The following is a 25,261-nucleotide window of genomic DNA, read 5'->3' as shown; positions in this document are numbered from 1 at the left end:
TCAACGAAATGAGTCCCATCAGCTTCTTTTTCATAGCCTATATCCCCCTTAAGATTTAGCCTTTCAAAGAACCGATCATCATGCCCTTAACAAAGTGACGTTGGATAAAAGGATAAATGATTAGTACAGGCAGCGTGGATACCACGATAAGCGAGAACTTCAACAGCTCGCGCAGCCCTTCTCTGGCCGCCTGATCGGCCACATCGGTAATCATCGAGGCGTCGACCTCGTTCTGGACCAGAATATCCCGCAGCACCAGCTGCAGCGGATACAGCTCCTGTCGCTTCAAATACAGCAGCGCGCTGAAATACTGATTCCAGTGGCCGACGGCGTAGAACAGGACGATGACCGCGATAATCGGACCGGATAACGGAATAACGATTTTGCGCACAAAGGTAAAGTCGCTGCAGCCGTCCATCTGGGCGGCCTCCAGCAGCTCGTCGGGAATCGTCGTCTGGAAGTAGGTACGGGTAATGATCACATTCCATACGCCCAGCGCCCCCGGAATAATGAGCGACCATCTGGTGTCGATCATCCCCAGCTCCTTGATGAGCAGGTACGACGGGATAAGTCCTCCCGAGAACATCATCGTGAACACGAACAGCATCATGATCGCATTGCGGGGCATAAAGTCTTTTCTGGCCAGCGGATAGGCCGCCATCAAGGTAAAAACGACATTGATCGCGGTGCCGGCCACCGTGTAGAAGATCGAATTCAGGAAGCTGGAGGTGATAAGCCGGTGCTTGAACACCGCTTCGTAGCCTGCCAGCGTAGGCTCAATCGGGTACAGCCACACCCGGCCGGAGATAACCGCCGTCGTAGAGCTGAAGGAAGCGCTAACAATATAAACCAGCGGGTACAATATCGTGATGGTAAAGATGCCAAGTATAAAGTAATTCAAATACGTAAATACCCGGTCATCCATCGTTTCTTTCATGCGTCCATTCATTAGAGGTTAGCCTCCTTTCCTACCATAGGCTGGTATCTCCCACTTTTCTCGCGATCCGGTTGACCACAACGAGAAGAATGAGGTTGATGACTGATTTGAACAAGCCGATAGCCGACGAATACGAATAGTTGATGCCCGTTGAAGCCAGTCCCACCTTGTACACAAATGTATCTATCACCTCGGAGGAACTCATATTCAGCGGATTTTGCATCAGCAATATTTTCTCGAAGCCCAAGTCCAGAATATCGCCTGTGCTCATGATCAGCAGGATGACGGCTACCGGCAAAATGCCGGGAAGGTCGATATGCCGCATGCGCTGAATCTTGTTCGCCCCGTCTACCACCGCTGCGTCATGCAGAGCCGGATCGATGGCGGCAAGGGCGGCCAAATAGATGATGCAGGAAAATCCGACATTTTGCCAAATTCCGGACCAAACGTAAATATGACTGAACATGGAAGCTTCGCCCATGAAGTTAATCGGCTCAAGCCCGAAAAATCTCATGATCAGGCTGGAGAGGCCAACCCGCGGGTCCAGCATCTGGAGAATAATGCCGACCATTACGACAACCGAGATAAAATGCGGCGCATAAGTGACCATCTGCACCGTCTTCTTGAAGAAGCGGGAATTGACATAGTTCAGACTGAGCGCCAAAATGATCGGGAACGGAAATCCGGCGAACAGCCCGTAGAAGCTGAGCAGCAGTGTATTTTTCATCACCCGGGCGAATTCATAAGAATGAAAAAAACGGATAAAATGCTTAAATCCGACCCATTCGCTTCCCAGCATCCCCTTGGTGGGAATATAATTTTTGAACGCAATGATCGCTCCGTACATCGGCACATACTTGAACACGATCAAGTATAAGAGAGGCAGCAGCATAAGTACGTAGAGCTGCCAGCGGCTGGCGACATTTTTTCTCAGCCTGTACGCGAAGCTCTGTCTGCCGGCTGCGGCAGCAGATGCGGAACGGGCCTTATCAGCTAATACTTCCATAAATCCCTCCTTGGCCGTTGTATGTCTTCGTTCCGGTATATGGCCTTTACCTGGAACTAGCATACAAGAAGGCTGATATCGGGGCATTATCCTGATTTACTTCGATATGACGTTTTTTGCTGCGGGGCCGGCATCCGGATCGTCACGATCGTTCCCCTCCCAGACTCGCTGGTTACGGATAACCCGTATTCGGCGCCAAAAACCATCTGAATCCGGTTATGGACATTGGCCAGCCCTATGCTGCCTTCGGCTCCCGCCTGCCCGCCGGGCTTTTCCTCCCGGCTGTGCATCAGGCGCCGCATCAAGAGCAGGAGCTCCTCAGGCTGCATCCCGCAGCCGTTGTCCTCGACCGTCACCAGGAACGTTTCGTTGTCGACCCGCGCCCCGATCGTAATTTTATGAGCGTCCTCAATCCCTCCGGGAAACGCATGCTTGAATACATTTTCCACAAGCGGCTGCAGCGTAAGCCGAACCATGTTATGCAGCAGCAGCTCGGGAGGAATCCGCACGTCAATCTCGAAATCGCGCTGAATGCGGTAATTCATGATGGTCATGAAATAAAGCACATGCTTCAGCTCGTTGGCCAGCGTAATTTCCTCCAGATCGGTCCGGATGGAGTAGCGGAGCATGTACGATAACGAGCGGACGATATCCTTAATCTCGCTCGATTTCTGGATGACCGCATAGCAGATAATAATTTCCAGCGTATTGTACAGAAAATGCGGATTGATCTGCAGCTGCAGCGCCTGGAATTCAGCGAGCTGCCGCTTGAGCTGATGCTCCTGATTATGCAGCTCCGATTCGTACACACGTTCGACCAGCTCCTCCAGCCGTCTGACCATCGTGTTGTAGCTCGATATTAAGCGGTCCATCTCGTCACGGCTGCCCGTCAGGGGCACCTGGGTCCATTGGCCCCGCTCTGTCTGGCGCATCCCTCTCTCCAGCAGGCGCACCGGGCGGATGATCGATTGTCCGAACCGGTAAGCGAGCAGCGAAGCCAGCAGCAGCGTGACGATGCCGACGGTGATCGTCGTCTGCCGCAGCTGGGCGATCGGCATGCGCAGCTCGCTGCGCGACATGCTGGCCACCAGCATCCAGCCCGAATAGCTGGAGGTTCTGGCAAAGAAGACCCGCCCAGGCTCGCCCGGCATCTCGAATAGATGGTCGCTCTCGGCCTCCGCGGTCTGAAGCTGACTGCCGTCCAGCTGCTTGCCGACGCGCGAGGAGTCCGGATGATACAATATTTTCCCCCGGCTGTTAACGATAAAAAAATAGCCGGATTCGCCAAGCCGGATTCCCTTCCACAACGTATTCAGCTCGCCGATCCTCAGCTCGAAGCCCATCAGACCTTTGAACACGCTGGAGGAGGTCCGATCGCCGAGCTTGCGAACCAGTGTGAGATGGCCGTCCAGAAAACCGGAGTCCTGAATTCTCAGCTTGCCGGTTATATCGGATTCTTCCCTCAGCTGGGCGATATATTCTTCGAATGCCTTGTAATGAAACGGTACGATATGAATGTTAAAATCGGACACCTGGAATCCGTTGTCGCCGTATATATAAACCATCGATATCTCCGGATTATTGATCAGAAGCGGCTGAAATACTTGTGACTTCATCACATTCCCCGAGGTATAAAATTCGCTTATCGAGCCGGCCGGCAAGTCCAGCGCTTCCTTGACCAGCGGAGAAGACAAGGCGGATACGGTCGCCCGCTCATAATTTTTCAGATACAGATCGGTTTCATGCAAAACATTGTCGACGATCTGAGCCAGCAAGCCTTCGTATTGGCTCTCCAGCGCCATGGACGAACGCCAATAGCCGGTCACGCCGACCGACAACAGAATAAGCGCTATGATGATGACAAAGTACAGGTATACTTTCCTGCCCAGACTTTTCCTCATCACTTGATCCCCAATGTGGAACGGTATTCCGTCGGGGACTGGCCGGTCGACTTCTTGAAAATCCGGGAAAAATGAGGATAGCTGTCATAGCCGACCTCCACCATAATATCGATGATTTTATAATGAGGGATGGCCAGCAGCTGCTTTGCTTTCTCGAGACGCTTGCGAAGCCGGTACTGCACGAAAGTTTCGTTCGTATTTTTCTTGAAAAAATGACTGAAATACGTCGGCGTGATGCCCAGCCGATCAGCAACCTTTTCCAGCGTAACGTCCTCCTCGAACAGATGGGAATCGATATAAGCGAAAGCCGCTTCCAGAATAGGAACCCGGTCGCTCCCCCGAAGCTCGGACAGCTTCTTCATCCATGCGTCGACGGAAGCTTCCATTGTTAGCCAATCTATGGTTGCGTTATCTCCGGGTTCTGGCGAAAGCGCCGGCTGAAAATGATGCACGCCCCGGGCGCTAAGCTTTCTGGCTAGCAGATTGATCCCGTCCGCCGCCCTTTGGCGAAGCTGCCGGGTGTCCGTTTCATCGGATGCCAGCTCGCTTCTCCCCTGCATGAGCAGCTCGGCGGCCCGGTCATGGTTCAGCGTCCACACCGCCTCCTCCAGCTCATCGACCCATCGCTCGAACCGGGCGAAGGACATTGTCGCCGTCCCTTGCTCGCGGAGCAGCTTGTCGAATACGGGATAAAGCTCCAGCTCCGTAACGGGCTTCAGCAAATACTCCTTAACTCCGTAAGACAGGCATTTCTGCGCATATGAAAAATCTCCGTACCCCGAAAGCACGATCACCTTGACGGGAAGCCTCTTCGCATGGATCAGCCGGCATAGCTCCAGACCGTCCATACGCGGCATGCGAATGTCGGTGATCACAATATCGGGCGGCTCCGCCTCGATACGCGCGAACGCCGCCGCACTGTCCGTAAAGGTGACAACCTCGCTGAACCGGTTATATTCGTCGATCAGCACCTTCAGACCTTTCACGATCATAGGTTCGTCATCAAGCACATAAATGCTGGGCATCTTCCTGCCTCCTCACGCAGATTCCCCTGTATTCGGGTTATGTTGTAACAAGCCCCTGGCGGGCGTACATGTCCTTCACAATTCAGCTCGATCTATTATCTTTCCGGAATCCCGGGGAAGTAAATCATCAAAAAGTGAAACGCAGCTTCAATATCGAAAGAAGGCATGAAAATTACCCGCTTGCCGGGACGAGCCCATCAAGCGGGTAAGGACCGATGCCCGGTCCATGCTTAAGTTTAGAAGGGGTGACTGCGGATAAACTGCACGATCGGCTCCGGATTCTCCAGACTGTGCGGATGATGGCCTATGCCCGGCTTCACGATAACTTGAATGCGGCCTTCCGCCTCCCGGTATAATCGCTCGAACCGTTCGCCGTTCTCGTCGTACGGCACAACCGTATCGGCGTCTCCGGCGATCAGCAGCACCGGAATATCCGCTGCCGCCAGCTTCCCCGCATGGCTCAGCGCCTTGAGGGCATGTTCTTTTGCTGCCTTCTCTTCGGTGAGTCCATACACGGCAAGGCATTCCTCCCACTGGGCGGGCGAGCCGCTGCCCGCTCCCTTGCCGCCCGGCCAGCTGCAAATATCCAGTACAGGCGCGTCGAGATACAAGGCGGACACATGCTGCGGATAGGCAGCCGCATAGTTGACCGCATACAAGCCTCCCCGGCTGAAGCCGAATAAGGACATGCGCGGGGCCAGACCGAAGACGCCCGTCACGCACTTTCTGAAGCTCTCCATGCTGCGCACCGCCGCAGGACAGCCATACATATGACTGAGCCGGCAGTAGGCGATGTGCCAGCCTTGTTCGAGCAGCGCACGATCGGCGTAGGCGAACGCATCGAAAAACTCCGCCCGCCATATCCAGGGCTTCCCGGAGGCAGGGCGCTTGGGCTCTACGACGATCGCTTCCCGTCCGCCTACATAAAAGTCGTACCGCCTATACCCGTTCCAGTCGGAGGTTTTCAGATCCGCGGGAATGGCAGCGTCTGATCCGAAGGCCGCTGCGCCCAAGATTCGCTCCCGGAGGGCGTCCGCGCGCACGAGCGCATCCGCGAGGGGCAGCGCTTCTTCAGCCTTGTTCGGATTCGTGTGGCCCACATGCTCCTTCCAGGCTGCGCCGAGCAGCCGATGACGCTCCAGCACGGCCGGGAACCACGACGCGGCATCCGGGTCGGCCGCGTAATCCGGCATCCGCTCCAGCGTCACATGGAACAGCCGGCTGAGCAGCGTCTTCGCGATGATCCAATGCCCTCGGGCATTGGGGTGAATGCCGTCTCCGTATATGTAATCCGGGTTGTCATTTCGCAGCTCCTCAAGGTCTTTGGCCAGCGGGTCATGTATATTGATGGCCGCATCGGCTTCCTGCCCGTCCGCAAGCGTCAGCACCCAGTTGGCGTACCGGCGCAGCACCCCGTTGTAGCCGGGATCGGGCGATTTCCAGCTGAAGCCTTTGTCCGTTTCCGCTCCCGCTGCCGCTTCGCCGGCGTAATCAGGATGCAGCTGCTTGGAGCGGTGATCATAGGGCGGCGGGGTGAGGACGATCACCTTCTCGGCCGTCTGCTTGCCGAGCCGGAGCGCCCGGAGCATGCCCTCCCGGTAAGCGTGGAACCGCTCCTCCGAGAACGGCTGGTAGATGCCGTCGTTCATCCCGTAGCAAAGCACGAGCCAGTCCGGCCTGCTTTCCCGCAAAGCCCGCTCCAGTCTGTCATGCACGCAGGGGCGAGGCCACGGATGCGCCGCTTCGCTCAGTCCGGATGCCGTCTCGCTGCTCACTCCGAGATTGATAAACGTCAGCCCCTGCTGCGGCAGGTGATGCAGAAAATAGGCCTCCATCAGCGCGATATACAGGCCATTGTCCGTAATGCTGTCGCCCAGAAAGACGATTCGTTTGGACTGCGGAATTTCACTGTCCGTTTGAAACAAAGTATGCATGCCTGTTTGTACCTCCTGGATCGTTCTGCGCGAATGTCTTCCTCTCTTGAAGGATTCGCGTCATACTATCTGACAGGCTTATCATACCTCGAAAAGGATAGCGTTGTAATGCGTTTATTTACGTTCAGACTGTCAATAGCAGAGATACGGCAAGCTGCCCGCCATGGAAAACGAGGCGTCCCCTTTTAGCAGGTAGCCTCGTTTCCCGAATGACAGGGTATTTGTTATAATTCGGGTTTCTCGTTTGCTCGTAGACCTGAGTCGTGACGGATGCTCCATACAAATCCTCTGCTACGATCGCAAGTCGGGAGCGGGTTGTACGGTTTTTCGCACATGTATGCCCTCTCGACCGCAAGTCGGGAGTACTTTGTACGGTTTTTCGCACATGTATGCCCTCTCGACCGCAAGTCGAGAGCACTTTGTACGGTTTTTCGCACATGTATGCCCTCTCTACCGCAAGTTGGAGCAGTTTGTACGGTTTTCCGTACTGCCCGGGGTTGGGGCTACATCCTCCAAAGGAGAAGGGCTGCTCTGAAGACAGCCCCTTTCTTCTGTCTGCCGGCTCTCGCCTTATGGAGCGTTCGGACCGACATCCGCCGCTGCCAGCGGACGAATGGCGAAGCTGGTGGAGCTTGATCTTTCGTCCGCTCCGGTATCATTGGTCGAACGCGTCTCCCCATCCATATCCGTTGTCACATAAGTATAAGATCCCTTCGCGTAATTGATAGCGGGACTTGAGGGTGACAGCTTCTGCAGGCCGCTAACCGTCGTGAACAGCGGGTTCGTATTCCAGATTTCCGCCGTCGTCCTCGACTTGTTGTTCACGGTGCTGCCGTATCCGATATTGCCCTCGAATACCGTATTTGTGGTCGCCGCCTCGTCATACAGCGTGTCGGTCGTGTTGCGCACGATGTTGTTGGCAACCCGGCTGTCCTTCGGATGATACGTTTTGCCCGAGCCGACGATGATCCCTGTCGAGCTGTCGAGGATCGTGTTGTTCACGATATGAGCGCGGTACACACGCCATTGCGCCTTCAGATCGTCAGCCGACGGATTGGACGGATAGCCGCTGGAGCCGCCGTCATAATCCCCGCTGTCGACCAGAATCGCCTTGCCGGTCAGCTTCTCCATGTAGTTGTTGTAGATTTTGTGGTCGTTCCCATAGATCCGAATGCCGTCCTGCTTTGACTCGACGCCGTCGCCGAGGAAGAAGTTGCCGTAGAAGCTGTTGCTGTGACCGTGTCTGGATGTGAGAGCTCCCTTGGAGGTTTTAAATGTGTTGTATCTGACCGTGTTGCTGCTGCTCTTCACAGATACGATCTCCGGCTCGCCGTCCGTGTTCTCGAACAAATTGTACTGAATCGTGTTATAGCCGTTCGAAAGCGAGAGGCCGGAGAGTCCCAGACGGATCGTCTCTTTGCCGTTGGTTACCCACGGACCGACATCGTGAAAATAATTGTATTCGATCGTGTCATACTGCGAAATATTGCCGTTGCCGTCCCCTTCATAGGCGATCAGCGGGGCTGTATCGGTTTTATTTCCGAAGTCGTTGCGGTCGATCCGGTTATGATGGCTGTTCGTTCCGCTGACCTGCAGCCAGATCAAATCGCCGCCGGTCGCCGCCAGCGCGAACCGGTTGCGCGTAATTCTCACGTTGTTCGAGCCGTTCAGCAGCACCGCCGTTTTGCCCGAGTTCGTAAACTTCAAGCCTTCGACGATGATGTAAGAGGAGTTCGAGATATGAAGCGCCGCTCCTCCGGATATGATCGCCTGGCCCGGATTGGCCGCCTTGATCGTAATCGGGCTGCCGGAGGTTCCGTTTTTGTTCGTTACCGTAAATGCCGACGAATTGGTGTAAGTCCCGTTCGCGAGAATGATCGTCGTGCCCGCCGTTGCACTGTTCAGCGCTGCTTGCAGCTGCGCGGAGGTAGATACCGTAGTGCCGCCGCTGCCTCCTCCGTCCTCCCCGTAAATCTCCACCTCGGTGTAGCTGTTCCACGCGTTTACGGAGTTGCCGTGGCCGACGAGGCGGACATAGCGGGCCGAACTGACATCCGGGAAGTCGAAGGTTTGCAGAGCATCGTTCAAGCTGCTGGTGACGCCGTTTTGCGCCGCTGTAAAATTCACATTATCCGTCGACGTCTGAATATCAAAGGTAAACGTTCGAGCCGTTCCGCTCTGGAAGGCCACCTTGATATAATCAAGCGACTTGTTCGAGCCGAGATCGAATTTGATCCATTGGCCGTCCCCGCTGGCCGACCACCGGGTAGAAAGATTCCCGTCCACCGTATTGGCGGGCACATTGCCGTCATCCGCGCTGGCTGTTACGGAACCCGGAGGCACAGACAATTTTACCGCCGCTGCGTCGGCAGTCCCTGGCAGTCCGGGCAGCAGCAAGCTTACCCCAAGCACAAGAGACATAGCCGTTTTCCATGATTTCATCGTTACACACCCTTCCCAGAATAATGAAAAGCCTTGCTTGAAAGCTCAATCATTCCTTCCTTGATCCTTTCTTCCCAACCGAGAATAAAGCGTTTTCAAAGGGTAGAGTGCGCACTCTGAACTCACTTATAGCCTAAAAACTTCCAAAGATAAATCATTAAAACAAGAAAAACGTCATCAAAATCTCAACTTAACTTAAAGAAGCCACAATAACGGCTCCCGAATTGCCATATTACGTCTGACCTCAACGTCCTCCGGGTCTTGCTCCAGACTTCGCCACAGGTTCACGTACTCGTTGTTTTCAAGTGCGAGACCCGCGAACAGCAGGAAGGACATGCCCGCCGGCCAAGCCTCATCATGCTCGATATCGGGCGGGTATGGCCAAGCGGTCTTGTCCAGCAGATAAGGATACAAATAATGAAGCCCCTTCCGGATTCCTCTCCCGTCCGGCAGCTCATACGTCCACAGATTGTCTTCGGGCGTGGACAGCAGGCTGCAGAGCGTCACCATATTGTCCAGAATGAAGCAGGAGTACCCGTACGGCTTCGTCCGCTTCAGCTCCAATGGAAAACTTCCATCCGCGTCCATCTGGCCGGGCAGCAGCCTATGCTTATACTGCTGCCGGCAAAAGTCCAGCATCTCTGCGTTGTCGGTGAAATAAGCGAAAGCAGCCGCCTGAACGAACCAGCAGACGCTGTGATTATTCGCCTCATTCATTTCCTCAAGCCCGTTCGGATGCGTGCTCATCCAATGCAAGTATTCGGCAAACCATTGCCGCAGACCGCCCATCATTTCATCCGTCATAGCGGCGGAGGAGCGCAAAGCAACGGCAGCCATCGGAACATCGATCAGATGCAGCGTGTCGATAATTCCGATCCCCCTGCCTTCGCTTACACCGGGGATGGCTTGGGCATACCGCAGATGAGGATTCATCCGCGTCGCGTCATCCAGAAAAAACTCCTGCAAAAACAACACCGCCTTGGCGGCATATTCCTCTTGGCCTGACAACACATAGGCGGACGCCAGCCGGGCGACATGCGTCCTCATCCGGCGCAATATCATGCGGTGGCTGTTGAAATTACCGGGATTGCTCTCGCCGTCCCGCCGGACGTAGGGCAGTCCATCAGCCGTATCCGGGTTCGGCCACCAATAATCGCCATTCGAGTAAAAATCATGCCGCGTGCCGACGCTATAAGGGGCGGCGTCATCGGTGATGTGAACGGTCGGAGCAGTCAGTGACAGCTCGGCTTGCGCTCTGATCTTCTCCTCATCAAACAAGTTTTTCCGCTGTTCTGTTTCCAGGCTCATCTTGAGCATCATCATCATCCTCTCGTTATAAAATCTGGCCGTCGGCCAAGTCATTAAAAATCTCTACGTACGTCTCCCTGCTTTCGGTGCGTGGGAGGAATGGATATGGGGTTCCAACCGCTCTTGAAGTCGTGTCCAATTGGAATTTATTCTTAAAGGTAAGGGCACGACTTCAAAGGCGGACGCTTTCGCTTTCCACCCCATATCCATTCTCTTTCTTCGACTTCGTGCTGTCCTCGACTTCTTCAAGCTCAATCCGGTCTTTGATCCAGTACACGATTCGGCAATCGTACGGCAATCCTATCCCGTAACTCTCGCTGGCCCTCGAAGCCGCTGCTCTCATGACCTTGCTGTTCTTACGGAACTCAGCGACTCTTGGACGGGCAAAAGGAGCGAAAAATGGACTGTCTGGCTCAGTAAGACATTCTCAGTTCCGCTACAAATGGAATTCGGTTGATTTCATGCGCTTAGGGTCGCTGAATGCCGTGACAACTCCGCCCCCGCACACCCTCCTTTCTGAAAAGCGTCTTTAGAAGCCGTACGTTTACCAAGATCACCTCTGCTGCCTGAGATGTTGAAAATACCGCTGCAACCGGGATCGGTCGCAGCGGCATCTGTTTCGAAGCGCTCTTGCCAGGTCAGGCAGGCCAACAGGCCAAAGCCCTCTCCTCCGCGCCACCCGGCTGTCCACAGCGCCGCCAGCACACAAGCTGCACCGCCGGCCCGAACAGCTCGGTTATCGCGCGCGAGTCTCCTACCTGTCTAATTGTCCGGGCAGCCCGTACAACCGCCATGGCTTGAGACCGCCGAACGGCCGAACAGGCCGGCCCGGCGCGTCTACCGGAGCCATGCGAAGCTCCGGCAGCGCCTCGCCCTGGAATAGGACGGCTTCCTCGCCCTTGTCCAGCTCCAGCCGCACCGGCTCGCCGCTCGTCCGCAGCTCGGCGCTGAACGCTTCCCCCTCGCGGCCCGGGATGGTCCAGCGGACCGTGCCGCTCCAGCCGGTCCTCACCAGACACGGCTCGCCGGCAAGGCTCCTCACCCGAATCCACCGGGTAGCGCCATCCTGCCGCACCGCGCTGACCAGAAACGCCCCTTCCGCTCGCAGGTCGTGGAAAGCCGCGTCGCGCCAATTCTCCGGGATGGCCGGGAACACCCGGATCGTACCGCCCCAGCTCTGCAGCAGCATGTCGTTCACCGACTCCGCTGCGGCCAGCGGGGTTTCGATGACCGGCCCCGCTTCCTTGTACATCGTGTTCGGCTTGACGATATGCATCAGCGCCTTCAAGTACCTCACTGCCTCGTCCCCACGGCCGAGCGTAGCGGCGATCGACGCGGCCCCCGTCAGACTGAAGCCTCTCAGGTCGCCTTCCTTGCAGATCCAGTGCTCCAGCGACTTTTCGATCAGAGCCCGGTCTTGCTCGTCGTCGCAGCCGATCAGATGCAGCGGGAACACGGCGAGCAGATGGCTGAAATGCCGGTGTCCGTACGCCAGCGGAGTATCGTGCCCGATCATAAAGCCGGTTTCGTCCACCGGCAGCGGAGCCAGGCGGTCCAGAATGTTCCGCCAGCTTGCCTCCAGCGGGTCTTGCTCCCCAAGCCGCTCCGCGGAAGCCAGCAGCGTTTCGCAGCCCCAGCGCAGCAGCGCCAGATCGTAATGGCAATCACTGACTTTGGTCTTCATGAAAGAGCCGTACTCCGGCGAGATGGTAGGCGGCAGATGCAGCCGGCCGTCCTCTCCCTCCTGCAGCAGATGGATATAGTAGTTGATAGTCCGGCGCAAAAGCGGATACAGCAAGCCGCGAAGCAGCTCTTCGTCCATCGAATAGCGGTACTGGCGCCACAGATTATGGCACACCCAGGCCAGGTTGCCAACCTCGTCGTCCACTTCGGCATGCAGGTCGAAGCTGCAGCTGCGGCCGAGACCGGACGAATCATGCCGGTACGGTTCCCGTACATTCAAAACAAGCTGCTGCTGGCCGGCTTCGAGCGCCTGGACGAGCGATTCGCCCATCTCCAGCCGATTCGAGGTGTAGACAGGCGAATAGCTCATCTGCACGTTCATATTGAACCAAACGCCGGCCCATGGCGTAGGAGCCAGCCACGGTCCCTGATTATCGATCAGCGGCTTGCCCGGACGGGTAGCCGAAGCCAGCTTGTACATCTGAATCCAGTAGAAGCTCTCCAGCTGTCCGTCGGGAATCGATATAAAGCTTTGCCGGTAATACCGGTGCCACCAGGCGCGGTGAGCGTCCACCCAGTCGCCAAAGCCCGTGGCCGCCGCTTGGCTTACGGCGTTTACGGCCTGTTCCCGAGCGGCATCGCCACAGCCTTGAGCTACCGACAAATAACAGACGCTGCGCGAGTCGGACAGCCTTACTTCGCAGCTGGCGGTGACGCAGCCTTCGTCCGTCTGATACCGCTGGACGGTAACGGTCACCTCCCCCTCCGCCGTCCTGAGAACTTCCGCTTCGGGGATAAACTGGTTCAGATTAATGCCGTCGGCATTGATCAGCACCGGGTCCGTCTCGCTGCGGGCATACCATGTCAGCCTCCGGCCCCGCTCGCCCTCCGAGCATTCCACTTCTACCGCAAGCACTTCTTCTTCACTATGGACAAAAGCCCGCAGCTTTACCTCGCCGCGGGTTGTGGTCAGCAAACCTCTGACCTCGGCGTTCCATAAATCCAGCCGAAGCCGGGTCGGATGATAAATCATCCCTTCGAGCTCCAAGTCCAGCTCGCCGATCGGCACACGCGGCGGAAAGCCCGGACGGTCCGTCCGGGTTGCGGTGACATCGGTTCTTCCCGTGATGAAACGCAGCACATGCCGCTTCTTGGCATTCTCTTCCCCATAGATCATCGCGCCTATCGAGCCGTTGCCGAGAAAGACGCCTTCATCCCAATGGACCGGCTTGACGACCCATTCCATATCGTTCGGGGCCAAAAATTGCGCCCAGTCCAGCTCCAGCCGGATTTCCCCGGCATTCGTGCCTGCCATGGCTTCGCATTCCTCCTTATCCTTTGATGGCTCCGATCAGGGCGCCTTTCACAAAATATTTCTGCAGGAACGGGTACACCAGCAAAATCGGCACCGTCGCCACGACGATCGTCGCATACTTTAAGGTAACCGTCAGCATCGCGACATCCCCGTCCGAAGCCCCGACAGCCATGGTGCTGGCTTCGCCTTGCAGCAAAATCTCCCGCAAAATGAGCTGAAGCGGATACATCGAGCGGTCCTGCAGGAAGATCAGTGCGTGGAACCAGGAATTCCAATGGCTCACCCCATAATACAGCAGCATGACGGCGATGACGGGCATCGACAGCGGCAGGATAATCCGGAAAAGGATGACGAAATCATTGGCCCCGTCCATCTTGGCCGACTCCTCGAGCGCATCGGGAATCGATTCGAACGCCGTCCTCATCAGAATCAGGTTGAACGTATTAATCGCCTGCGGAATAATAAGCGCCCACAGCGTATTGGCGAGTCCTACTCCTTTGACTGTCAGGTAAAAAGGAATCAGCCCGCCGCTGAAAAACATCGTGAACACGATCATAAGCATGATCGGCTTGCGGTACTTCAAGCTTTTGCGCGACAAGGAGTACGCTCCAAGCGCGGTCAGCAAAATATTGAGCGCCAGGCCCACGATGACGACGAAAAAGGTGTTGCCGTAGCCTTTCAGTATCATCGGATTGGCGAAAACGCTGGTGTAAGCGTCCAGCGAGAAGCCCAGCGGCTTCAGCAAAATGCCGTTGAACGCCATAAGCTGATCCGCCTCGCTGAGCGAAGCAAAGATGACATAAATGATCGGATACACCGTCGCAATCATCAGAAGCGTCAGTAAAAGTCCATTCGTCCAATCAAAGGTTCTCTCCAGAAATGTCGGTCGGTTCATGATGGCTCCTCCTTCCTACCAAAGACTCGTATCGTTTAATCGGCGGCTCAGCCAGTTGGAAAATACGAGCAGCGTGAAGTTCACGGCCGAGTTGAATAATCCGACTGCGGAGCTGAAGCTGTAGTTGAAATCCTGAAGCCCTACCCTGTACACGTAGGAAGACACAACGTCTGCCGTTTCGTACGTGCCGGGATTGTACAGCAGGATGATTTTTTCGAAGCCAACATTCATCATTCTTCCCATCTCAAGAATCAGCAGGATCACGATCGTCGGCATGATGCCGGGAATCGTCACATTCAGCATCTGCTTCCAGCGTCCTGCCCCGTCCATCCGGGCCGCTTCATATTGCTCCGGATCTATGCCGGTCAATGCAGCCAGATAGATGATCGTTCCCCAGCCGATATGCTGCCAGATGCCGGACGATACATACACCGTACGGAACAGCTCAGGGTCCAGCAGGAAGGTGGATCGCTCGAAGCCCATCCAGACGAGCAGGTCGTTGATCACGCCTTCGCTGGAAGTAAAGTCCTTGATAATCCCGCAGATGACGACCAGCGAGATAAAGTGTGGCATATACGTAACCGTTTGTACCGTGCGCTTAAAGATGGAGTGCTTCACCTCATTAAGCAGCAATGCGAGCAAAATCGGAGCCGGAAACCCGAAGATCAGCTCGTAGAAGCTGATGAGTATCGTGTTTTTGATCGTCCGCCAAAAATATGGACCGGTAAAAAACGTGTTAAAATGCTCGAAGCCTACCCAATCGCTGCCCAAAATGCCGAGCCGCGGCGAAAAATCCTTGAAGGCAATGATCGCCCCATACATGGGAGCGTAGTGAAAAACCACATAATACAGCAGTACGGGAAGCAGCATCACATACAGCAGCTTATTTTTCCGAATATCGAGCAGCAACCCAAGCTTTGTCCGCTTCTTCTCTATGAGCACCGGTGTCGCTTCTTGATTGATTGCGGTCATGTTCTCTCCACTCCATCCTTCCCGGCTCCCGGGAGAACGCGCCGGCCGCCCGGGCAGACACGTTCTCGGCAGGAAGCCGTCTCATAGGGTTTTACCGCTTGTTGTAACGGTCGTAAGCATTCTGATAAATTTGGGCTACCTTGTCGCTGCCCATTTCTTTGATGCGCTTCACATACTCGTCGAACTTGTCGAGCGGCTCTTTGCCCATAACAAACTTCACGAACATTTCTTCTTTATAGCTGGTGATGGCCGTGTTCATCTTGGCCACTTCCTTGCTTTCCTCTACGGTCGGGGTAATGAACGGCGGAAGCAGATGTTTGGCTGCATCCGTTTGCTCCCAAATCTTGATCGCTTCGTCCTGCTCCTTGTACGTATTGAAGCTCTTGCGGGAATCGCCCGGGAACGGACCGTTAGGTTTTGTATACTGGGTGACCATTTGCTGCAGATTGTATTTCGGGTCCTTCGTGATTTTATCCGTGAAGGTCGGCTTGCCGTCCTTGATCGTGTAGCTTTCCCCTTCGATCCCGAAGTTGAACAGCAGGCTGCCTTTCTCGCTGTACGCGTAGTCCAGCCATTTTACAGCCAGCTCCGGATTTTTGGCTGCCGTCGTTACCCCTTTGCTGGCAGCCGGATTGAACTTGAAGTCCCGCTGGCCGATAAAGGCGCGTTCGCCCTTCTTCAGCGTCGGATATGGAGCGGCTACCAGTTGGAACTTAGGATCCTGCTTTTTGCCCGAATCCGTCCAGCGGCCCATCCCGCCGCTCAGCAGACCGACCGTTGCGCCCGAAGCATTGCCCAGAATCTTATTGTCCAGCGCCTTGGAATCCGTATTGAGCGCAAAATCCTTGTCGAGCAAACCTTCCGCGTACCACTGGCGAAGCAAAGTGAGCGCTTCCTTGAACTGCGGATCTACCGGACCGTACTTCACCTTGCCCTGATCATCGATATAATAACGGTTGGCCGTGCGGAACGCTCCGATGAACGCATCCCGAATATCGAGCTCGCTCGGCGTATACTGCGCCGTAAGAGGAGCGGTAGCGCCTTTCTTTTCCTTAAACGCTTTCAATACCGTGTACCATTCGTCGATCGTCGTCGGCACCGGCAGGCCCAGCTCATCCAGCCAGTCCTTGCGGATCATCGGACCGCGGAAGACAAGTCCGTTATCCGGACGAATCATCGGGAATACATAATATTTACCGCTGTCCGTCTTCAGCATCTTGTCCAGCTCTTTGTCCTGCTGCAGCATTTTCTTCAGATTCGGAGCATGCTTGTCGATCAGATCGTTCAGCGGAAGCAGGACTTTATCGGCCATCGCCTTCTCCGGCCCGCCCGGATAGGAATTGTTCCAATCGTATTCGATCACATCGGTCAGATTGTTGGAAGCGATCAGCAGGTTGAACTGCTCCTTGGACTGGCCGTCCGCCGGATGCGAATATTTAACCTTGATGCCGGTATCTTTCTCCAGCTGCTTGCCGAACGGCGAATCGGCCAGATTCGGCACAAATGTCGTCAGGTTAGAATTGATCTGCTCCCAGGAAGTAATCGTCTCCGTGGTGCTCACCGGATACTTGCCGGCTTCTGCCGCCGGGGTAGGCGTTGTCGGCGCCGGTGCTGTCGCGCCTCCCTCCTTCGTGCTTGAGCAAGCCGCCAGCAGGCTTGTCGATGCCAGTACGATAGAAACGGCAACTCCGACCGACTTCTTCTTCATTTGTTTCTTCATGTCAATCCCCCTCAAATATGAATGCTCTGCTTGATGATGTGCGTACACCGCTGCTGCTGTGTACCATGACGTTATTATGGACCTGAATGACGCGCTTTGAATATCATCAAAAACCGAAAATCGTCTGTAAAATCGGAAATACGCCTATCTAAAATCCGCATTGGGGCTGTAAAAAGCAAATATGCGCGCTATTCAACAGCAAAAGCCGCACAGGGCGGCTTTGGATGGATGGTCTGTCTCATTGAATGCCCTTGTACTTGCCGGGCGTAATTCCTTCATACTTCTTGAAAATCCGGTTGAAGGTGTTGATATCCGCATAACCTACGCGCCTCGCGATCTCCGAGATGGAGCAGGATTGCGCGGACAGCAGCCGCTTGGCTTCCTCCAGACGCGTTTTGTTGATGAATTCCAGCAGCGCCTCGCCGGTCTGCGCTTTGAACTGCTTGGACAGGTAGGAGGGAGTCAGATTGAACGTCTCTCCGATCATCGTGATATTCAAGCTCTCGGAGCTGTAATGCTCCTTCACATAAGCCATCACCTGCTGGCTCAGCTGATTATGATCCTGCTTGCGGTCCTCCTGGATGGACTGGCATACCTGCTGCAGCACCTCGGCGATCTGGACCCTCATCTCCTTGATCGTCTCGCAGGCGGTCAGCCGGTCAACGGGGTTGTCCCGCTCCATCCACTCCCGTTTGTGGCCGGTGCCTATCTCATCCATCGTCTTGAGCATCGTGCTGATCAGATCGAACATCAGGCATTTGGCCAGCGGGACGGACAAGGAAGCGCCCGACACGTTGATCTCCACGATCTCGTCGACCATCGCCTTCGACTTCTCGTAATCCCCGGTCTTGACGAAATTGATCAGCTGCTGCTCCACATGCAGCGGATAATAATAGCTGATCGATTCGGAAGCGGTCCCTGCCCCGGTCTGAGGCAAATCGTCATAGCTGATAATTTCGCCGCTGCCCATGACAAGCCGGTATTCCAAAGCTGCAAGCGATTCCTGATAAGCCGGGGAAATTCCCTCCAGCTCCTCATGGATGCCGCTGACCGCGACGGTCAGATGGACGTGGAAATGATCCAGCACGAACGACTGAATCTGCCCTGCGATCCGGCTTAGCTCGCCCCGCTCCGGTTCTTCCTTGAAGTTGACGATGCATACCTGCAAATCGTCCATCTCCGTAGCGAAGCCCTGATGCCGCTCGCCCGCCACTTCCTCCGCCACATTCATGATGATGAAGTGAACAAGCTTCACCTTCTGCGGGTCCATCAAGGAAGAGGATTCGAACTTGCCGTAATGCTCGACATTGAAGAGCAGCACCGCAAATCGATTGGACGCCAGCCGGATGTTATGAGCCGCCAGCGATTCGTGGACCGGCACATTATGCTCCAGTCTTCCCTTGATCAATCCTTGCAGAAAATGCGACCGGATTGCATCCCGGTGCTGCTCCAGCCGCTGCCCGATCTTCTCCTTCTCGGCAAACGTATTGTTCAGGGCGGTTTCCAGGAAGCCGTATTCATTAGACCCTTCCGGGAACGACATGCCCGAACGGGTGGACAAACTGCGGATCAGCATGCTGATCGGATTATAATTGCGCCGCATAAACAAGAAGGTGACAACTCCTCCGAAGAGCAGACTGAGCACCAGACTGATGAAAATCAGCTTCTTCACATACTTCATTTTCTCGCCGAACAACTCTGCGGGCATCGTAAATATATATTTCCAGCCGGTGTTCGCGGAGGTCGTATACGATACGGCCATCTCTTCACCCGCAATATCTCCGTAGAATACGCCGCTTTCGGCGGCCAGCTTGTCCTCCACAAGAATGTCGGGCGTACGGTCGAATGCGGTGGAAGCAACCAGTCGATACTGCCGGTCCAGCACGGCAACGGAAGATTGATGAGCCGGGCTGATATTCTCCAGCAGCTTCTTATCCTTGATAATAAAGAGAATAACGGCTCCAGGCTGATCCTGATTGGCAAGAATCATCGACTTCGCATACATCACGGCCTTGACAGGCGGCTGTCCGTTCTCCAGCAGCGTCACCGGCATATATTCCTGTATATATCTTCGGTCAAAAAAAGCTTTCCATTCCTCATAGCTCGTATCTTCCCGCTCGCGGACCGCCTCGTACAATGCACGGCTGTTGATATGATCCCGGGTCGATACGACAGTATCGCTGTTTTTGTAGTATACATAGATTTGCTCGATGTAGTCATTGGCCATCTTGTACAAACGAAGATCACTGGCAATCCCCATAATCTCATAATGATCATTATCGGTGAACGGCTTGGACGCCGTCAGAAAGCTGGCAAGCGGCTTGCTCAGCGCCATCTCGACGCTCAGCCGCTCGATGCCTCCCAGATTGCTGTCGATCGCCTGCTCCATCTGCTGGAGCAGCGATTCGTTGGCCCGGTTGACTTCCGACTCAACCACATGCCAGGTGGCTGTGTATATAACGCCACTGATCATAATCGGGACAAGCAGCACGGAAATATAGGAGATGAGCCAGTTGACGATGACGCTGTGTCTGTTGAAGCGGATTTTCCCAAGACCCATAGCCTCGACCCCCGTGTCTCTATTTTTCAAACTGCTCCTTTATTATACCTAAATGTAAGTGGGTGAACAGATTATTTTCCCGCTTTGGCTTTATCGGCAAGTGTTGTCTCTCTACGCAATAACAGGGAAGACTGTCCATACGGACAGCCATCCCTGTATCGTTTAACCGGACTGGTCCAGCTTCAGCATCCGCATGATGAGGGTTACCGCTTCCGCGCGGGTAGCCGTATCCTGAGGTGCGAAGCGGTTATTCTCCTTGCCTTGGACAAGTCCGAGCTCTACTGCATAGGCGACGGAAGCGCTTGCCCAGCCCGGAATATCCGCTTCGTCGCGGAAGGACTGCGGCGCCGCGGAAGCCGCGGCTTCCAGCTTCAGCGCCCGCAGCAGCATCGTGACCATCTCCGCGCGGTTGATCTCCCTGTGCGGACGCAGCGTGTTGTCGTCATAGCCTTGCAGAATACCGGCCTTGACCGCAGCTGCCAGCTCCGCCGCAGCCCAGCTCGGAATGTCCGACTGGTCGGCAAAATCAGTTTCGAGCTGGCCTGCCGCAAGCTTCAGCGTACGGACGAGCATGGCGGCGAACTGCAGCCGCGTCATCGGCTCCTCCGGCTTGAAGCTGCCGTCCGGGAAGCCTTGCACTATCCCGAGCTTGGCGGCCTCGGCGATCATGTCTCCCGCCCAGTGTCCGGCAGCATCGGCGAACTGGACCGGCTTCACGGATGGGGCCGGTACGCTCGGAGCCGGTTCGGCCGGCTTGGACGGCGCTGGCGCTGGCGTTACGGGCGCAGGCACCGGTGCGGGCGCCGGAGTAGGCGCTGGCGGTCCGCCGCCGGAGCCCCCGTCATCGCCAGAACCGTTGTCCGGAACTGTCGGCGGATCTACGGTAACGGTCACATTCGCCGTCGCGCTGAAGTTGTTATAGGTGGCGACCACGACCGTAGTTCCCTTGGCCACACCTGTCAGGACGCCCTGAGCGTTCACCGTCGCGATCTCCGGCTGGGCGGTGAAGAAGGTCGCGCCCGTCAGCGGCTTGGGATTGCCCTGGTACACGGCCTGCACAACGGCGCCGACTTTTGCGTTCACTTTCAGGCTGTACGCGGACGGGGCGAATTCGATCCGGTCCAGCGGCATTCCAGGCTCCGATGGATTTCCGGAATCCTGTTCCTTTTTTATGGAGATCGTGTATGTCTTGCTTTTCCCCGAAGCCTCAGTCACTTCAACCCGAATGACGCTGCCTCCTGGCGCGATAGCCAGCACTTGACTCGGCTTGCCGCTTGCTACCTGATGACTGCCTGCGCCATCCACGCTCACCATGATCTGGGAAGACCCGCTCAGAGCGGTTGGCACGACGCGCAGATCCGTTACGCCGGACGGGACAAGCACATGATAATAAGTGGCGTTGGGCAAGAAATCCGGAACGAGCTGACTGCCGGGCTGCAGCGTCAGCGCGCTTAGTCCGGGCGTCTCCTCCTGTGCCGGCGAGCCGGCATTTGGACCTACGTCCGTGCTCGTCAGCGGTTTTCTCACAGGAGCCGTCTGCCGGTTGTATTCATCGGCGCCCGCATCCGGCGTGCCGTACCGGTATTGGCCGTCCATATCCTCTTGAGGCAGGAATGGTGCCTTCGAGGCGTCGATCGCCGGACTTCCGGCGGATAAGCGGATAAGACCGTCGGCGCTGCGGACGAACAACAGCGGCAGTTTGGCGATGGCGGAAGCCGGAACCCGGGAAGCATCGCTGATATTGGTCGGATTCGCAATTCCGTCCACCAGGTTGCCGACGTAGATCTGGCGCTCGTTCGCCGGTACATTTTGCTCAGCCGACGTTTCATTGAATATCGTACCCGCGTTGCTGAATACGACGTTGTTGTAGATTTTCGTCCCGACGGGCTGATACGTTCTGCCGCCGAAGCTGAAGCCTGCGGTGTTATTGCCAACATTGACCATCGTGTTGTTGAAAATCTCGACGTTATATTGTCTCCAGTGGCCGCGCAAAATCTCCGTCTGCTTGTCGGGCGGGAGCGTATTCAGCACCGCCGTCTGCTCGGAAGCGCCTTCCATCCAGCGAACCGTCGGATTCGTTCCTCCGTCCGGTCCGGCATCATGGGTGCCGCCGTCGAGCCGGATGACATTCGTCGTCAAACCTTCCATGTAGTTGTTGTAGATTTTATGCCCGTTCCCGTAGATGCGGAAGCCGCTGAAGCCCGCCGTTTTCCCGTCTCCAAATATGAAGTTGCCATAGAAGCTGTTGCGGTGGCCGTGACGGGCGACGATCCCGCCGTACGAATTGCGGATCGTATTGTAGCGGATAATGTTATCGCTGCTTTTCACCGAAATAATCTCGTCTTCGGCATTCAGATCCTCGAACAGATTGTGCTGGATGGTCACATGACCGGAAGCCAGCGACAATCCCGACAGTCCGAGACGAATAACCTCCAGGCCGTTTGTAACCCGCGGTCCGATATCATGGAAATAGTTGTATTCGATCACATCGTATTCCGAGACGTTATGGCCGCTTTGTCCGTCATAGATGACCGTGGCCCCAAAGCCTTTCTTATGCCCGATGTCATTGTAAGCTATCCGGTTATGGCTGCCGATTCCCTCGACCCGGAGAAAATGACGATGCGTGCCGTTGTCCGTCACCAGCGTCGGATTTGTATGCGGAGTATCTCCCGTATATACCGGAAGCTCCGGGTTGTAGCGGTCTCCGCCGCCGATCCGGCAGCTGCCCTCCACACCGGTCAGGCACCAGACCTGGCCGACCCCGTTAGGGGCGTTGAACCGGTAAGGCTGGCCCGTCTCGTCAAGCGCAAACTTGTTTCTCAGCACGGAAATATTGCTGGAATTGTACAGCTGAAGCCCCGGGTGCACCTGCTGATTCGGCAGCTGCGCCTTCGGCACAGTCAGGGATGCCGGATCGTCCGCACGCAGGATGGACGCTATCGCCTCATCCATGCCTCTGTAATCGAGGCCGACGGTTCCGATGCCGCTGTTGAAAACGAGTCCGGACACTTCCACATATTTCGCGCCTTCGATGTGCAGGAAGCTGTTGCCCTGGATGACCGCTTGGCCTTGCTCTTCGGCCATAATGCGGATCGGCTGCGCCACGGTCCCCTGCTTGTTCTTGAGCACAAACGGTCCGTTCTGCTCATAAGTACCGCTCGCCAGCCGGATATCCTGACCTGGCTTCGCCCGATCCAGCGCCGCCTGCAGCCCGGCCGCCGTAGAGACGCGGACGATCTCCGCTACCGGAGCCGGTCCTTCCGGCACATCTCCCGCCTTGGGAGGTCCGGTCGGCTCTTCGGGCTCAACGATCACCGGCGGCGTGCCGGTATACAGCGCGAGCTCCGTCAGGCTGTTCCAGCCGCCCGAGCTGCCGGAGGCTGTGTTGCCGTAGCCGACCATCCGCACATACCGTTTGGACGCCGGCTTCTCCAGCACATAAGGCTGCAGAACAGAGTCGGTAGAGAGCAAAGTCCGGCTGTTGCGTTTGGCCAAGAGAACGGTGCTGGCCGCAAATGCCGGATCGTCCGACTCCAAAATTTCGAAGGTCGAAAGCCGCTCCTTCGCGTTCAGGAACGCGATCTTCACATAAGTCGCGGCAAGCGGCTGGCCGAGATCGAACTGCAGCCACTGTCCTTGCCCCGATGCCGACCAGCGGCTCTCCGGATCTTCCCAGTTGCCGTCGACCACATTGGCCGGGACATAGGTCGTATTCGGCTGGAAGGAGCTGGCCGTCACCGAGCCGGCGTTCAAGCCGATCTTGCCGTCCGAAGCGATATCCAGGCTGCGGATGATCTCGACTTCATATATATTTGATGCGCTGCCGTTCGACAGCTCGGCCTTCAGCTTGTTGACGCCCGGTACGAGCGGCACCTGTGTCGGGTCCGCTATCGGCGCATTGGCTTGAAGGTAATGGGTCAGCGTCAGATTGACCGTGGTACCTCCGTTTGCTTGTGCGACGACTCGGACCTTGTCAGCCTCGTGAGGAACTGACGCTTTATAGCCGGTTGTCTCGCTCGGCAGGAAGCCGGGAAGCACGTTTTGAGCGCCGTTCCAAATCTCAAGCGTCGTCAGCTGCACGCCGGGGAGTTTCTCGGCAAAGGTAAAATAGGATCCATTCTGCAAGGTTACATTAGCCGCATAATACGCTTCCCCGCCGATCGTCGTCTCCGTCAGCGGTACAGATGTTGCCTGGCTGAAGCTGCTGTCCCCGCTCGTCAGCAAAACGCCGCCAAGCGGAATAACGCTCGCCGGAATCGCCGCCTGCACGGTACCCGTATTGCCGGTATTTTGCACCTTCCAGGTGCGGGCAAGCCGCTTGAACTCGCTGCCGTGAGGAATAGCCTGCTCCGTGCTGCCGTTATCGCCCCAGAGCAAATACTGCTTATCCGCCAGAGGCTGGACAGCTGTAATCAGGACCTGTTCGGCGGCAGCGCCCTGGCTGCTCCGGCTTTGCTGGACGTTAAGCGCCCCCTCTTGATCCCGCGCAATTCCGGCAATTCGGTTGCCGTAACCGGCATGGGCCGCGGCATTCCATACAACCTCCGGAGAAGGACCGGCGGACAAATAATCGCCTTCCTTCAGCGTAGTGCCGAATTTGACAGCCAGATACGTTTCTACTTGTCGCTTCTCGCTTATTGTAAGCGCATTCGTGAACAGGATCAGCTCGCCCATGTAACCGTCGAAGCCCGAACCTCCTCCTGCCGCCGAACCGAGCGAAGCGGCCGTATTTCCTTTGCCCTTCATCGGGCTGCGGGTCGAAGTCGTCTGTGCCGCCGTCTTCCCGTCTCCGCTGATCGACTGATAGACGATGGAGCCGACCGTCGGCGGAGCATCAAAATGAAGCCCCCACACGTTGTATTCCTTCGGCGCCATCGCGTCTCCCGCAGTCAGCCGCGTTGAAGTAGGGCCTACGTCCCACAGCACATTACCCTTGCCTGCAGAAGCGCCTGTCGTATGCGGCAGATGCACGCCCATACTGCCTGACACCAGCGGCTGGTTAAACACCGAGGAGTTGGCCATCTGGTTCGCTCCACCTGCGGCTGTGAACAAGCTGGCATGGCTGACATCTTCATTGTCGGCAAACAAACCGTCCGCATCCTGCAGCAGACTTCCCCCGCTGCGGATAAATTTGACAGCCGGCTGTCCATTTAGACCGGCGTGGGCCGGCACATATGTAGGCTTAGGCCTGGGCGCGCCCGTTCCGACCGTTCCGTCGTTTTTAAAGTCGTTGCCGTTCGGACTGCTGTCCTTCCACACGGCGATGCTGCCGCCCTCCAGCGTAAAGCTGGCCGGATCTGCCTTCAGCCACAGCCTCAGTCCGTCCGCTCCCACGCCTCCCGGCGTTCCCTCGGCAGCTTTCGCGGCCGGAGGAACTGCGGATACTCCGCCCAGCGCAAGCGTCAGCGCAAGTCCGACGTGAGCTGCCTGGGACAAGAACTTCCTTCTTCTTCCTGGCTTCAACTTCCCGTCACCTCTCCCCTTCATTCCTGCTTTTACTTGCCTATGAAGCGTTTTCAATTTTCTTAGAGTCGGCCTCTCCCCTTAGTTATATAGCAAGGCT

At 56.1% G+C, this 25,261-nt stretch carries 13 protein-coding genes; all 13 read right to left on the bottom strand.

What is annotated here, in order from left to right; translation table 11 throughout:
• Positions 1-55: 55 nt before the first annotated feature.
• On the bottom strand, positions 56-949 hold the full coding sequence (locus BLR08_RS17135; RefSeq protein WP_072333272.1) for a carbohydrate ABC transporter permease: 894 nt from the start codon (positions 947-949) through the stop codon (positions 56-58).
• Between the two features lie 19 nt (positions 950-968).
• Positions 969-1,943 carry an ABC transporter permease gene (locus tag BLR08_RS17130; protein ID WP_083537337.1) on the bottom strand — a complete coding sequence of 325 codons (975 nt, stop codon included), beginning with the start codon at positions 1,941-1,943 and terminating at the stop codon, positions 969-971.
• 86 nt (positions 1,944-2,029) lie between these two features.
• Positions 2,030-3,844 carry a cache domain-containing sensor histidine kinase gene (locus BLR08_RS17125; RefSeq protein ID WP_072333275.1) on the bottom strand — a complete coding sequence of 605 codons (1,815 nt, stop codon included), beginning with the start codon at positions 3,842-3,844 and terminating at the stop codon, positions 2,030-2,032.
• Positions 3,844-4,869 carry a response regulator gene (locus tag BLR08_RS17120; protein ID WP_072333278.1) on the bottom strand — a complete coding sequence of 342 codons (1,026 nt, stop codon included), beginning with the start codon at positions 4,867-4,869 and terminating at the stop codon, positions 3,844-3,846. Before BLR08_RS17120 ends, BLR08_RS17125 begins: the two co-directional genes overlap by 1 nt.
• 236 nt (positions 4,870-5,105) lie before the next feature.
• Positions 5,106-6,803: a GDSL-type esterase/lipase family protein gene (locus BLR08_RS17115; protein ID WP_083537339.1), complete on the bottom strand. Its 1,698-nt coding sequence runs from the start codon at positions 6,801-6,803 to the stop codon at positions 5,106-5,108.
• Between the two features lie 570 nt (positions 6,804-7,373).
• Complete coding sequence (locus BLR08_RS17110) at positions 7,374-9,245, bottom strand: chondroitinase-B domain-containing protein (RefSeq protein WP_072333281.1); 1,872 nt, start codon at positions 9,243-9,245, stop codon at positions 7,374-7,376.
• A 195-nt stretch (positions 9,246-9,440) separates the two neighbouring features.
• Complete coding sequence (locus BLR08_RS17105) at positions 9,441-10,607, bottom strand: alginate lyase family protein (RefSeq protein WP_256257710.1); 1,167 nt, start codon at positions 10,605-10,607, stop codon at positions 9,441-9,443.
• A 700-nt stretch (positions 10,608-11,307) separates the two neighbouring features.
• Positions 11,308-13,551: a glycosyl hydrolase family 95 catalytic domain-containing protein gene (locus BLR08_RS17100; RefSeq protein ID WP_072333284.1), complete on the bottom strand. Its 2,244-nt coding sequence runs from the start codon at positions 13,549-13,551 to the stop codon at positions 11,308-11,310.
• Positions 13,552-13,567: 16 nt separating this feature from the next.
• The gene (locus tag BLR08_RS17095) at positions 13,568-14,446 is read right to left on the bottom strand and encodes a carbohydrate ABC transporter permease (RefSeq protein WP_072333287.1); all 879 of its coding nucleotides are present in this window, start codon (positions 14,444-14,446) and stop codon (positions 13,568-13,570) included.
• Positions 14,447-14,461: 15 nt separating this feature from the next.
• On the bottom strand, positions 14,462-15,418 hold the full coding sequence (locus tag BLR08_RS17090) for an ABC transporter permease (RefSeq protein WP_072333290.1): 957 nt from the start codon (positions 15,416-15,418) through the stop codon (positions 14,462-14,464).
• A 91-nt stretch (positions 15,419-15,509) separates the two neighbouring features.
• Complete coding sequence (locus BLR08_RS17085; protein ID WP_072333293.1) at positions 15,510-17,138, bottom strand: type 2 periplasmic-binding domain-containing protein; 1,629 nt, start codon at positions 17,136-17,138, stop codon at positions 15,510-15,512.
• A 238-nt stretch (positions 17,139-17,376) separates the two neighbouring features.
• Positions 17,377-19,698 (bottom strand): helix-turn-helix domain-containing protein, encoded by a 2,322-nt coding sequence (locus tag BLR08_RS17080; RefSeq protein ID WP_072333296.1) that lies wholly within the window; start codon positions 19,696-19,698, stop codon positions 17,377-17,379.
• Positions 19,699-19,860: 162 nt separating this feature from the next.
• Positions 19,861-25,134 carry a chondroitinase-B domain-containing protein gene (locus tag BLR08_RS17075; RefSeq protein ID WP_072333299.1) on the bottom strand — a complete coding sequence of 1,758 codons (5,274 nt, stop codon included), beginning with the start codon at positions 25,132-25,134 and terminating at the stop codon, positions 19,861-19,863.
• Positions 25,135-25,261: the final 127 nt, after the last annotated feature.

Origin of the sequence: Paenibacillus sp. cl123, assembly GCF_900101595.1 — a bacterium.
Lineage (GTDB): Bacteria > Bacillota > Bacilli > Paenibacillales > NBRC-103111 > Paenibacillus_G.
Note: the sequence above shows the minus strand (reverse complement) of the source record. Positions and strands in the feature narration are given on the sequence as shown.